Source organism: Streptococcus mitis (genome assembly GCF_001579035.1).
In the GTDB taxonomy this organism is placed as follows: domain Bacteria; phylum Bacillota; class Bacilli; order Lactobacillales; family Streptococcaceae; genus Streptococcus; species Streptococcus mitis_J.
The window spans coordinates 156,551-168,620 of the sequence record NZ_KQ970289.1; the positions used below are offsets into that span (position 1 = coordinate 156,551).

A 12,070-nucleotide genomic window follows, 5' to 3' on the forward strand; every position below is an offset into this window, starting at 1 on the left:
ATAAAGATATTGGCTACATTGTCATGCCCTTGTTTGCTGAGGTTATCAAGCAGCCACTCTTCGCTACGACCAATCGATTCCAAAACATCTACTTGGATCACACCGTCAGTCACAACTGGATACTTAGGATTTTCATCTCCCATTTGGACCACGATGAGTTGGCCATTTTGCTCCTGCACAGCGCGTTTAACCTGCTTCATCTGGAAAATCCCTTGACTACGAAGTTTGAGAGCTACATCTGCCGCAGACAAACCAACTGAACGACAGGCTTCTGGATCAATCTGCCCATTTTTGATGAGGAGAGTCGGTTTTCCATCAATCAAGTGTTTGACAAAACGAACATTGTTATTAAGCCATTTGAGGGTCAAAACCAAAATCGTCCACATCATCAAAATCACTGCGTACTGGAGAATGCTAATAGAACTATTGTAAATCACCCCACCGAGAATACCACCGAGAACATAGTTCTGAATTTGGTCTGTCGCAGAGTTAGGCGCCAGATTTCCCTTTCCTGTCACATTGATAACAAAAACAAGCGAGAAAAGACCCAAGGCCAGTTTGATTAAAATTTCCATATAGTTGAGTGTCATTTGTTTACCTCCACCAATTCAATAGCATCTGTTTGATTGAATTCTAATTTTTCTAAAAGATACTTGTCTGGTTGGCTCCCGTTCAAAGCGCGATAGAAATTTGAACCTACCTTGATTAGCGCTCCATCAGTGGCTGCAGAAGTATTGACATAAACTTCTGATTTATCCACTCCCAAGTCTTTGGAAACGACCTCTATAAAATGAAGGGAGGTTTGAAATTGATTGTTAGAGGCTTGATTGGTCTGGTATTTTGAAATTGTCACCAAAAGCATGGCCACTAAAGTCAGGGCCAAAATCATGACCAATTCCCGAAACTTAGTCCCCTTTTTATCACGATAAGCCTTAAAAGCAAAAAAACCTGTGATAGCTAGGAGAACAATCCCAAAACCAATCATGATGCCATTTTGCTGACTGATTTGGCTTAGCACATAGTCATATGAGTAAAATTTCATTTATTTCCACTCCCTTTCATAAAATCATTCTTCATTATAAACGAAAAAGGGTGATTTTTCAAACCATACGTTGGGGAAATAGACCTTTTTTTGGTATAATAAAATCTATAATCTGAATGAAAAAGGTAACTTTATGAAACTTATCTCATGGAATATTGATTCCCTCAATGCTGCCCTAACTAGTGACTCAGCTCGTGCCAAATTGTCCCAAGAAGTCCTACAAACCTTGGTCGCTGAAAATGCTGACATTATCGCTATCCAAGAAACCAAGCTTTCTGCCAAGGGGCCTACAAAGAAACACTTGGAAATTTTAGAAGAACTCTTCCCAGGCTACAAAAATACGTGGCGCTCTTCCCAAGAACCTGCCCGTAAAGGCTATGCTGGAACCATGTTCCTCTATAAGAAAGAACTCACACCCACTGTCACTTTCCCAGAAATCGGTGCCCCTTCTACCATGGACTTGGAAGGTCGTATCATCACTCTAGAATTTGATAAATTTTTCGTTACCCAAGTTTACACACCAAATGCTGGCGATGGACTCAAACGCTTGGAAGAACGTCAAGTCTGGGATGTCAAATATGCTGAGTATTTGGCTGAACTAGACAAAGAAAAACCAGTCCTTGCGACCGGTGACTACAACGTGGCCCACAATGAAATCGACCTTGCAAATCCTGCTAGCAACCGCCGTTCACCAGGATTTACCGACGAGGAACGTGCTGGATTTACCAACCTTTTGGCAACTGGATTTACAGATACTTTCCGCCACATTCATGGCGATGTTCCAGAACGCTACACTTGGTGGGCACAACGTAGCAAAACTTCTAAAATCAACAATACAGGCTGGAGAATCGACTACTGGCTCACAAGTAACCGTCTCGCAGACAAGGTCACTAAATCTGACATGATTGACTCCGGTGCGCGCCAAGACCACACACCCATTGTCATGGAGATTGAGCTCTAAGGAGAAAACGAATGGACTATCAAGCTGTCATTCCTGAATTTGTAGTATCTGACATCGAGAAATCACGCCACTTCTACTGCAACCTGCTAGGATTCTCTGTCGAATACGAGCGTCCAGAGGAGAAATTTCTCTTCCTCTCGCTTGAAGACTGCCAGCTAATGTTAGAGGAGGGAACAAAGGATGAATTAGTTGAACTGACCTACCCATTTGGTCGTGGAGTCAATATCTCCTTTGGCATAAAGGATGTTCCTCGACTCTATCAGAAAGTAATCGAGTCTAACTATCCTATCCATCGTCCCCTGACAAAAAGAGAATTTCGAGTAGGAGATAGCTTTATATATCCCCATGAATTTGCAGTTTTGGATCCAGATGGTTATTTTTTAAGATTTAGCGAGTAGAATAATAAAGGTTTAGCAAAAAATATTTCAAATTAGAAAAAGGCATATTGTCAGGTCTTGAAAAATCTTGATAATATGCCCTTTTATGGTGGGAAAACCTTCTAAATGTTAGCCAATAAGTTAATTTTTGCCTATTTTTATTATATTTGTTCGTTTTTTGAACCAAAACACTAACAAAACAGTTGATTTCTAAAGTGATTTAGTGTAAAATAAAAACATTGGCTCAAGCCTATTTAAAATTGAATATCATTTTACTTGTTTATGTCGTGAATTGGCACGATGTTTCTACAAGGTGCCGGAACACCTAACAATAAGTAAGTCAGAGTGAGGTATGGCGTTTTTACCATGCCTATTTTGGGGACTTACTTAGAGATTAAGTAGGTCCTTTTTCTATCAGTTTTACTGGATAGAAATCTGAAACAAGCAAATGGATTGGCTTTTAGACTTTAGGAGGTCTTATGAAATTATTAGAAGAGCGCATCCTCAAGGATGGGCATATCTTGGGTGATAACATCCTCAAGGTGGATTCCTTTTTAACCCACCAAGTTGACTTTAGCTTGATGCGAGAGATTGGTAAGGTTTTTGCGGAAAAATTTGCTTCTACTGGCATTACCAAGGTCGTAACCATTGAAGCGTCAGGTATTGCCCCAGCCGTTTTTACAGCTGAAGCCTTAAACGTTCCCATGATTTTCGCTAAAAAAGCTAAAAACATCACTATGAACGAAGGCATCTTAACTGCCGAAGTTTACTCCTTTACCAAGCAAGTGACCAGCACTGTTTCTATCGCTGGAAAATTCCTCTCACCAGAGGACAAGGTCTTGATTATCGACGATTTCCTTGCTAATGGCCAAGCTGCCAAAGGCTTGATTCAAATCATCGAACAGGCCGGAGCCACAGTCGAAGCTATCGGTATTGTGATTGAAAAATCCTTCCAAGATGGCCGTGATTTGCTTGAAAAAGCCGGCTACCCTGTCCTATCACTCGCTCGTTTGGATCGTTTTGAAAATGGTCAAGTTATTTTTAAGGAGGCAGATCTCTAATGCAAACTCAAGAAAAACATTCGCAAGCAGCCGTTCTTGGCTTGCAGCACTTACTAGCCATGTACTCAGGATCCATCCTGGTTCCTATCATGATTGCGACAGCCCTTGGCTATTCAACTGAGCAGTTAACCTACCTGATTTCCACAGACATCTTCATGTGTGGGGTGGCAACCTTCCTCCAACTCCAACTCAACAAATACTTTGGTATTGGACTACCAGTCGTTCTCGGCGTTGCCTTCCAATCGGTCGCTCCCTTGATTATGATTGGGCAAAGCCATGGTAGTGGCGCTATGTTTGGTGCCCTTATCGCATCAGGGATTTACGTGGTTCTTGTTTCAGGCATCTTCTCAAAAGTGGCCAATCTCTTCCCATCTATCGTAACAGGTTCTGTAATTACCACGATTGGTTTAACCTTGATTCCTGTCGCTATTGGAAATATGGGAAATAACGTTCCAGAGCCAACTGGTCAAAGTCTCTTGCTTGCAGCTATCACTGTTTTGATTATCCTCTTGATTAACATCTTTACCAAAGGATTTATCAAGTCTATCTCTATTTTGATTGGTCTGGTTGTTGGAACTGCCATTGCTGCTAGCATGGGCTTGGTTGATTTCTCTCCTGTTGCGGCAGCACCACTTGTCCATGTCCCAACTCCCCTCTACTTTGGGATGCCAACCTTTGAAATCTCATCTATTGTCATGATGTGTATCATCGCAACGGTTTCTATGGTTGAGTCTACTGGTGTTTACCTAGCCTTGTCTGATATCACGAAAGACCCAATCGACAGCACACGCCTTCGCAACGGTTACCGCGCAGAAGGCTTGGCTGTACTACTCGGAGGAATCTTTAATACCTTCCCGTACACAGGATTTTCACAAAACGTTGGTTTGGTTAAATTGTCAGGTATCAAGACTCGTCTGCCAATCTACTACGCGGCTGGTTTCCTGGTTCTCCTTGGACTCCTTCCTAAGTTTGGCGCCCTTGCCCAAATCATTCCAAGTCCTGTCCTCGGTGGTGCCATGCTGGTGATGTTTGGTTTTGTATCTATTCAAGGTATGCAAATCCTTGCCCGTGTTGACTTTGCTAACAATGAACATAACTTCCTTATCGCAGCTGTTTCAATCGCTGCAGGTGTCGGACTCAACAACAGCAATCTCTTTGTCAGCATGCCGACAGCCTTCCAAATGTTCTTCTCAAACGGAATCGTTGTAGCCAGCCTACTCGCCATTGTCCTCAATGCGATACTAAATCATAAAAAGAAATAAGAAAAAGAGGTACGAGCCTCTTTTTTAGTTTGACAAAATAAAAACATCTATCGTAATTCTAGTTTATTAGCTTTTATACTTTAGGAAAGTAGTTGTATAAAATGTAAAACTCTCCCAAGAAATGCCATATCTAAGGAGAGTTACTGTATTTTTATAACTGTTTTTTGGAATAATTTTGTAAAGTATGATACCTTTTTTGAAAAGGATGAATAAGTAAAACTTCTACTTCTTGCTGGTTAATATACAAAGTCAATTTGAGTAAATCATTAACGAGATTTTCAATTACTAAAATATACTTCAAACGACTAGGATTATCTCTATCTGGTTTCACAATGCAATAATAATCAATTCTTTTTCATGAATATCTCCTAACAATGAGAAATCTATGTAGCAACACGTGTCAGTTCAAATCTTTTAAGCCTTCTAAGTCAATAATTCTATCACATTGCTGAGCCTGATCCATATTGTGCGTCACCAAAATAATCGTTTTCCCATACTCATCACGTAGCAGTTTCAGTAATTCAAAGGCTGTTTGAGCCATTTGTGGATCCAAGGAGCCAGTTGGCTCATCTGCTAGAATCAACTCTCCTGGCTTTAGAATAGCACGAGCAATAGCAATTCGCTGCTGTTCTCCACCTGATAACTCATTGATACGACTCTCCAAGAAAGATTCCATGTGAACTTTTGCTAAAACTGTCTTTATTTTATTATCTTTTTCTTTCTTAGTTAAATCAGTGTAATGAAGTGCTAGCATCAAATTATCACTAACACTTTCATTTGGAATCAGGGCATTAGATTGAAACAAGTAATTTAATACATTTCGACGGAGATGGGTTGCCTTTTTAGAGTTAACTTGTGGTAGAATCTCACCATCAATCGTGATTGTTCCCTCATCAACAGTTTCTAATAAGCCAATAAGGTTGAGTAACGTAGATTTTCCTGAACCGGATGGACCAATCAACGCAACAAATTCTCTATCCGAAATATCAAATGAAATATTCTCAATAACACGTTTTGCACCGTAATATTTCGATAACTGTCTGACTGAAATAGTTGGCATATTCTTACTCCTTAAATATATTTAAGATTTTCTGCTGTTCTTTCCGTAAAAGAAAACCATATAGAAGAACTGACTGCAAACATAGAGATAAAGCAGCGGACACTATACCCAATTTTGTTTTCAATAAGAAACTAATTAGTACCTCTATAATAGCAGAAACAATCACCAAAATCATAATTCCTTTATAACGTGCCCATAAACCAAATCCTAAGAAGTATTGCACTATTAACCGATCTTGATAAGCAATTCGATACATCAATACCAAAGCAATTAGTATTGAAGTTAAGCTAATCAATACAGCTAATATAAGGCTACCAAATAGATAAAAAGTATAACTCAACTCTTTCTGGCGTCCATCAATATATCGGCTAACTGGTGTAAATTGAATATCGTTATCCATAAGATCTGGAAAATGGGACGTTATCTCTTCCTTCACACGAGTCAGAATATTCTGATTACGTATTTTGAGATAACCATTGAAACCCGAAACAACAAGATTCGCACTCTCCTTAAAATAAAGATTTTCAGGACTAGCTACAAAAATAATCGGCTCCTTACTAGTTACCCCTTGTTGTAAATTTGTGGACCAAAGGAAAATATCTTTAGTTGTGGAATAGCTTTTATAAATGAATTGACGATTTTGTGTAAATGGTGTCTCCACATCCCCATCATAGACTTTGACACTTTCTTCTAAATATGCTCGCATACGTTGCTGTTCCTCAGTTGTATAACTATCTGGAATCAGATACAATCTGCTACCACTTCGTATCTCATTTAATTCTTCTTCAGAAAACTGAAAACCTAGTTCAGTTAAATAATTATAAGAATAAACTAGATACCAAAATGGTTTACTAGGTAGATTCTGATAAGCAGTCACGTTCGCCAAAAAATCTTGTCCGTAGTATTGACTATGAATTAAATAGACACCTTCATCATGACCTATTTTTGTATAAAGATGATACATACTTAATTCTAATGTATTACTCGTACCTGCCAGTGTTCCCAAGTCATCGCCTTCAGAAAAAGAATCAATTACTTGCATATTCTCAACACTTTTCCACGCCCTAGCAATATGGACATTATCCATAAAACGGTACAAAGGACCATCTAGGGCATAACTGGTAGCAATTAAGATACTGCTTAACGCAATGTAGGAACTAATACCTAAAATAGTCAATAGTCTACTTGGAAAACGTTTGTGAATAGCAGACAAAGCAGTCACTGAATAAACTATCAAACTAGGAATAATGAGAATAGTAGCTAAGGCCAACATTGAAAATACTATATGGCCCATGATAGGTATCAAAATATAGTATGAAACTTGGGACCAGCCTGTCAACCACCAAATACCTACAGCTAATATAGGTGTGCTAAGAACCGATGGATAAATAATAGGTTTAAATAATGCTAACCAAAATTCATTTCGACTCCATCCCAGTAGGGTGAGACTACCAAATTTTTCATAGGCCTGAAGAACAATTACAAGCAATAATATTAACAGTGTTAACATTGTAAATAACAGCAAACCTATGAGAACAAAAGGAACTAGACCATAATCACGACGACTACCAAATTTTTCCTGTAGAAAATTTTCCTCTGATAAGTCTGTGGCACTCGCAAACTGTTTGATAAATTCACTTTTGTCTGTTTCTGATTCTAAACCATTTACATGATAGATTCCCGTTAAAGTATTGGTTTTTTGATAAACTTGCTCTAATCGATCAATAACAATCGGAATAGTAAATAAAGGCCTCGGTAGCTCATTAAGCGTATCATGAGACGCCTCAGCAATTCCTATCGTTTTCTTACTATCCTCATGCTCTAGTAAGACCTTTAGCTGTGACTTAGTTAAAATATTTGAATGGTGAAAGTTAAAATCAGAAAAATAATCAGAATTTCCCATGGCATCTATATAATGTTTTTGTATACCATTGCCATTAGAATCTTGAATGATTCGATGAGTCCAAACGGCTAAATCACTTCTCTCATTTAAATAATGAAACGCTTTTTCTTGCTGAATTGGATTTAGCTTTTGAAGGTACAGCGTTATAGTTCGATTATTCTGGTTGTAGTGCTGCCATGTTTCTTGATAAGATACACCTGTAAAAAAAATTGCTGTCAGAGCAAATAATATACTCTGAACAGTAACCAAAAACAGGGCTAGGTATTTTAATTTTCCTAGAAAAATGTTTTTGTTAGTCATAGGCTATTACCCTCGACAATTCCAGTAACATTGTGCAGTGCCGCCTCCGATAAACGCAGTTGCAGAGGCCATTACTCCAGGATCTTGCCACCCAGAAGAAACACCATTCGCAGTTGCTGTATGCTCATAAACAGTTGATTGAACATTTGAATAACTAAATACAGCTGCTGTACGGCCATAGTCCCAATATACTGCACTACCTTTATAATATACAGTTGCTGCGGAAACCACTGAACTACCTATACCAAGTAGAGAGAGTCCAATCAGAGTAGTAGATGCAATTTTTTTCAATGTATTTTTCATGATTTTATCCCCAACTAATTTCTAAAAGATTTTCATCTTTGTCTAAAATTAAAAGTATAAACCAGTTACTTATCATATAACGCCTCTTAAATTCATATTATAATATCTGACGACAAAGTCTTGCTAAGAAATGCACCGTCCTTTACTATATAACAGAATAAAGAAGTATCCTATGCCAATTAAAAATCTCCGTTTTTATATCTGTTAGGTAAGTTGTAACTCATATCCTAGGCTCCTTTCTTAATTAAACTATTAAAACCATTTTTACTGAGCAACAAACACAAGTCCTGAATCAAAGCCCTGATTTTTAGCAGGAAAGTGACTTATTACCAAGACTGTTAATATCAAAGACAACAAACTTATAGCTAATAAGATTTTTCTTTTCATAGCTTTTTTTACTTTTTATTTTATGCTTTAATAATAACACAATTTGAAAGCGTTGTCAGCAATTTTATAGTAAAATGAACCAAAAAAATGAGTGAGATAAATTTATCCCACTCACCTGTCTCTATATCCTTACCTGTCTGTCTTCTGACCGTTGGCCTGTGACAAACATGGTAAAGGTTGCTTTACAGACATTTCTGCCTTCTTGATTAGTGATATCGACATCCACGACACAGGTTGTGCGACCTTGATGGACGCATTCTCCTTTAATGGTCAGCACATCGTCGAGTTTTCCTGCTTTGAGGTAGTTGATAGAAGATTGGAGTGTCACTCCATCAAGTCCCAGAGATATGACCACCAAACCACTGATTTGGTCACAAAGGGTAAAAAGATAGCCACCATGGGCATTGCCATAGTAGTTGAGCGACGAATCCACTACTTTGGTCGTCACCACAACGTGACCATCTCTCATTTGTTCAATTTCGTAATTTTCAAAGGCAGATATAGCGTCAAAATGAAAATCTTTCATCGTTTCCTCCTGATAGTTCAAACGACACTATGATACTACTTTTTATAGGACTGTGCAAGGAGAAAGCTCCTAGTCTGGCAAAATTCCGACCTGTTCTACAAAGCGCATAAAGGCTGCCTGTCCTTGTTCCGTCTGCTTGTAGACTCCTGCATCCTCAAGCACACGCGCAAAGATAGCACCCACAGAGTCCTTGACGATTTCAAAGGCTTTGTCTTTATCCGCTAGATCTGGATGTTGGGCTTTGAGCTTGTCTGCCCATTCCTGATGATAAGAGGCAACTGTATCCCCATCTCCCACGAGATAGCTGGCGACTTGCTCCACTTCTTCTTTCAGACGTGGTGGCAAGATTGCCAAGCCCATGACCTCAATCAAGCCGATATTTTCCTTCTTGATATGTTGGACATCCTTGTGAGGATGATAGATGCCATCAGGATGTTCTGCAGAAGTCTGATTGTCCCTCAAGACTAAGTCCAACTCAAACTGTCCATCGCGTTTACGAGCAATCGGTGTAATGGTGTGGTGTGGTGTTCCATTACTTTCTGCCAAGACTTGCACCCTTGGATCTGAATACTGGCGCCATTCCTGCAAAATCTTGTCAGCTAAGTTGATCAAATCCTCTTTGGAATCCGACGTCAAACGCAACACTGACATGGGCCACTTGACAATCCCAGCCTTGACCTGCTCAAAACCAGTAAAAGAGAAAGCCTTTTGCAAGGGAGCCAATTCCATAGGAAATACGTGACGGCCTCCCTGATAGTGATCATGAGTCAGAATAGAGCCACCCACAATCGGCAGGTCGGCATTAGAGCCAGCAAAATATCCTGGAAACTGCTCTACGATAGCAAGCAGACGTTCAAAGCTCTGACGACTAATGGCCATGGGACGATGCTGACCGTCTAAGAAAATACAATGCTCATTAAAGTAAGCATAGGGCGAATACTGGAACCCCCACTCCTGACCAGCCATTTCAAAACGGATAATACGGTGATTGCTACGGGCTGGGTGGTTAACTCGACCATGGTAGCCCTCATTCTCTAGACAAAGCTGACACTGAGGATAATTACTAGCTTGCACCAACTTGGCTGCCGCAATCTCTTTGGGATCCTTTTCAGGCTTAGAGAGGTTGATGGTAATTTCAAGTTCACCGTAATCAGATGGAACACGATAAGCGATATTTTTAGCAATGGCCTTGAGTTTGATGTAGTCATTTTTCTGACTGAGTTGGTAAAAGTCCGCAATCGCCTGCTCCGGAGAGTGGTTATAGATTGCCCAAAAGTCACGATTGACCTGACTTGGACAAGGGGTCACCAAGTCCATCAGTTCAGCACCAAGAATTTCACGCGCAGTCTGACTATCCTCAATCGTCTCTAATCGAACGGCTTCCTCAACCAGCTGGTCCTTGAGGTCAATTACTTTATCCAGAACCGTCTCAATTTCCAAAACACCATCTCCCACTCGTGCCAAGACACGATTGGTCAGGTAGATTCGATCCATTTCCTCAAATGAACTTTCAGAAATGACATGTGTTACAAATTTATCTACTAAGGTCACCATAAAGCCTCCTTTTGACTAGTCAAGGACGCGAGTGCCACCTGCAACTTCAGCGATATAGAAACTTGGAGCGTATCCAACTACTTCCTCGTAGTGTTTGCCTACAGCTTCCTTAAAGGCATCAACAGCATCTTTTTGCACCAAGGCAATGGCACATCCGCCAAAACCTGCCCCTGTCATACGAGCACCGAGAACTCCTTCTTGTGCCCAAGCTGTGTGAACAAGAGTATCCAATTCCAATCCAGTCACTTCATAGTCATGCTCAAGAGAAACGTGAGAAGCATTCATCAAACGACCAAATGTTTCCAAATCTCCTGCTTGGAGGGTTGCTTGAGCTTTGAGGGTACGTTGATTTTCAAGCACTGCATGACGAGCACGTTTCAAACGATTTTCATCTTTAATTAGATAGCTATATTGGTCAAAGGTCCACTCATCCAATTCACCCAAGGTCTGAATATCTAAGGCTGCTTGCAATTCTTCCACTGCTTTTTCACACTCAGCACGACGTTCATTGTATTTAGAGTCCGCCAATTCACGGCGTTTGTTGGTGTTCATGATAACAACGACATTGTCCTTCAAATCAAGTGGTACCAAATCATACTCTAAAGTGTTAGTATCTAAGTAAATAGCACGTTGGTCAGCCCCCATACCGATAGCAAACTGGTCCATAATGCCAGAATTTACTCCGATAAAGTTGTTTTCTGTTTGTTTTCCGATTTTAACCAAATCCAAACGGTCTAATTTTAAATCAAAGAGATGCTCTGCCACGACCCCTGTCAAAAGTTCCAAGGATGCTGAAGAGGACAAGCCTGCACCATTTGGGATATTCCCATAAACATAAAAATCAAAACCTTTGTCAATCACATGTCCAGCTTCTTGCAAGAAATGAAGGACACCTTTTGGATAGTTGGTCCAGTTATGCTCTTTTTCAAACTTGAGATCAGCGAGAGGCACTTCGATAATGCCCTTGTCCTCAAAGTTAGCTGAGTAGAAACGTAAAATTTGGTCGTCACGCTTGCGAGCTGCACCATAAGTTCCCAAGGAAATAGCTGCTGGAAATACATGTCCACCATTATAGTCTGTGTGCTCACCAATCAAGTTGATACGACCTGGTGAAAAGAAGGTTTGGTCTGCTTCTTGACCAAAAACAGCAAGAAAGTCTTTACGAAGTGCTTCTGCAGTAAGATGTTGTGTCATGTGAATTCTCCTTTGACTGTCCGTTAAGTCACCTCAACGTGTAATCGTTTTCTTCTATTGTATCCAAGGAATTTCCCAAGGTCAATCCTTTTTACTAAAATTTTACTAAACTATCGGTAAAAAGCAGAAAAACATGATAT

General features: G+C 39.8%; 12 protein-coding genes and 1 riboswitch. Of the genes, 4 read left to right on the top strand and 8 right to left on the bottom strand.

Annotated elements, in window-relative coordinates; genetic code table 11:
* Both SMIDD26_RS08025 and SMIDD26_RS08030 read right to left on the bottom strand, forming a co-directional pair.
* A partial coding sequence (locus tag SMIDD26_RS08025; protein ID WP_061439771.1) for a DUF421 domain-containing protein occupies positions 1–590 on the bottom strand: 590 nt, incomplete at its 3' end.
* Complete coding sequence (locus SMIDD26_RS08030) at positions 587–1,042, bottom strand: DUF3290 family protein (RefSeq protein ID WP_061439772.1); 456 nt, start codon at positions 1,040–1,042, stop codon at positions 587–589. The genes SMIDD26_RS08030 and SMIDD26_RS08025, both read right to left, overlap by 4 nt.
* Positions 1,043–1,175: 133 nt before the next feature.
* Between SMIDD26_RS08030 and SMIDD26_RS08035 the strand changes: the two genes are divergently transcribed.
* From SMIDD26_RS08035 to SMIDD26_RS08050, 4 genes are all read left to right on the top strand, one after another.
* The gene (locus SMIDD26_RS08035) at positions 1,176–2,003 is read left to right on the top strand and encodes an exodeoxyribonuclease III (RefSeq protein WP_061439773.1); all 828 of its coding nucleotides are present in this window, start codon (positions 1,176–1,178) and stop codon (positions 2,001–2,003) included.
* Between the two features lie 11 nt (positions 2,004–2,014).
* Complete coding sequence (locus tag SMIDD26_RS08040; protein WP_061439774.1) at positions 2,015–2,401, top strand: bleomycin resistance protein; 387 nt, start codon at positions 2,015–2,017, stop codon at positions 2,399–2,401.
* A gap of 235 nt (positions 2,402–2,636) precedes the next feature.
* A riboswitch (purine riboswitch) is annotated at positions 2,637–2,732 on the top strand.
* 127 nt (positions 2,733–2,859) lie between these two features.
* Complete coding sequence (locus SMIDD26_RS08045; protein WP_061439775.1) at positions 2,860–3,441, top strand: xanthine phosphoribosyltransferase; 582 nt, start codon at positions 2,860–2,862, stop codon at positions 3,439–3,441.
* On the top strand, positions 3,441–4,703 hold the full coding sequence (locus tag SMIDD26_RS08050) for a nucleobase:cation symporter-2 family protein (protein ID WP_061439776.1): 1,263 nt from the start codon (positions 3,441–3,443) through the stop codon (positions 4,701–4,703). Before SMIDD26_RS08045 ends, SMIDD26_RS08050 begins: the two co-directional genes overlap by 1 nt.
* Positions 4,704–5,103: 400 nt before the next feature.
* Here the strand turns inward: SMIDD26_RS08050 and SMIDD26_RS08060 are convergent, their stop codons facing one another.
* The 6 genes from SMIDD26_RS08060 to SMIDD26_RS08085 all read right to left on the bottom strand — a co-directional run bounded on the left by SMIDD26_RS08060 (position 5,104) and on the right by SMIDD26_RS08085 (position 11,930).
* Positions 5,104–5,763, bottom strand: a complete 660-nt coding sequence (locus SMIDD26_RS08060; RefSeq protein ID WP_061439777.1) for an ABC transporter ATP-binding protein — start codon at positions 5,761–5,763, stop codon at positions 5,104–5,106.
* Positions 5,764–5,767: 4 nt separating this feature from the next.
* Positions 5,768–7,966: an MATE family efflux transporter gene (locus SMIDD26_RS08065; protein ID WP_061439778.1), complete on the bottom strand. Its 2,199-nt coding sequence runs from the start codon at positions 7,964–7,966 to the stop codon at positions 5,768–5,770.
* Positions 7,967–7,972: 6 nt separating this feature from the next.
* Positions 7,973–8,269 (bottom strand): hypothetical protein, encoded by a 297-nt coding sequence (locus SMIDD26_RS08070; RefSeq protein WP_057487902.1) that lies wholly within the window; start codon positions 8,267–8,269, stop codon positions 7,973–7,975.
* Positions 8,270–8,777: 508 nt separating this feature from the next.
* Entirely contained in the window at positions 8,778–9,182 is a 405-nt protein-coding gene (locus tag SMIDD26_RS08075) for a PaaI family thioesterase (RefSeq protein WP_000651223.1), read from the bottom strand.
* Between the two features lie 69 nt (positions 9,183–9,251).
* Positions 9,252–10,733, bottom strand: coding sequence for a UDP-glucose--hexose-1-phosphate uridylyltransferase (locus tag SMIDD26_RS08080; protein ID WP_061439795.1), 1,482 nt, complete (start codon positions 10,731–10,733; stop codon positions 9,252–9,254).
* 18 nt (positions 10,734–10,751) lie between these two features.
* A complete protein-coding gene (locus tag SMIDD26_RS08085) occupies positions 10,752–11,930 on the bottom strand; it encodes a galactokinase (RefSeq protein WP_061439779.1) in 1,179 nt (392 codons plus the stop codon).
* Positions 11,931–12,070: the final 140 nt, after the last annotated feature.

Bases quoted from the DNA above. Each gene is read 5' to 3' on its own strand.
- SMIDD26_RS08030 (WP_061439772.1), bottom strand. From the start codon at position 1,042: ATGAAATTTTACTCATATGACTATGTGCTAAGCCAAATCAGTCAGCAA.
- SMIDD26_RS08035 (WP_061439773.1), top strand. From the start codon at position 1,176: ATGAAACTTATCTCATGGAATATTGATTCCCTCAATGCTGCCCTAACT.
- SMIDD26_RS08040 (WP_061439774.1), top strand. From the start codon at position 2,015: ATGGACTATCAAGCTGTCATTCCTGAATTTGTAGTATCTGACATCGAG.
- SMIDD26_RS08045 (WP_061439775.1), top strand. From the start codon at position 2,860: ATGAAATTATTAGAAGAGCGCATCCTCAAGGATGGGCATATCTTGGGT.
- SMIDD26_RS08050 (WP_061439776.1), top strand. From the start codon at position 3,441: ATGCAAACTCAAGAAAAACATTCGCAAGCAGCCGTTCTTGGCTTGCAG.
- SMIDD26_RS08060 (WP_061439777.1), bottom strand. From the start codon at position 5,763: ATGCCAACTATTTCAGTCAGACAGTTATCGAAATATTACGGTGCAAAA.
- SMIDD26_RS08065 (WP_061439778.1), bottom strand. From the start codon at position 7,966: ATGACTAACAAAAACATTTTTCTAGGAAAATTAAAATACCTAGCCCTG.
- SMIDD26_RS08070 (WP_057487902.1), bottom strand. From the start codon at position 8,269: ATGAAAAATACATTGAAAAAAATTGCATCTACTACTCTGATTGGACTC.
- SMIDD26_RS08075 (WP_000651223.1), bottom strand. From the start codon at position 9,182: ATGAAAGATTTTCATTTTGACGCTATATCTGCCTTTGAAAATTACGAA.
- SMIDD26_RS08085 (WP_061439779.1), bottom strand. From the start codon at position 11,930: ATGACACAACATCTTACTGCAGAAGCACTTCGTAAAGACTTTCTTGCT.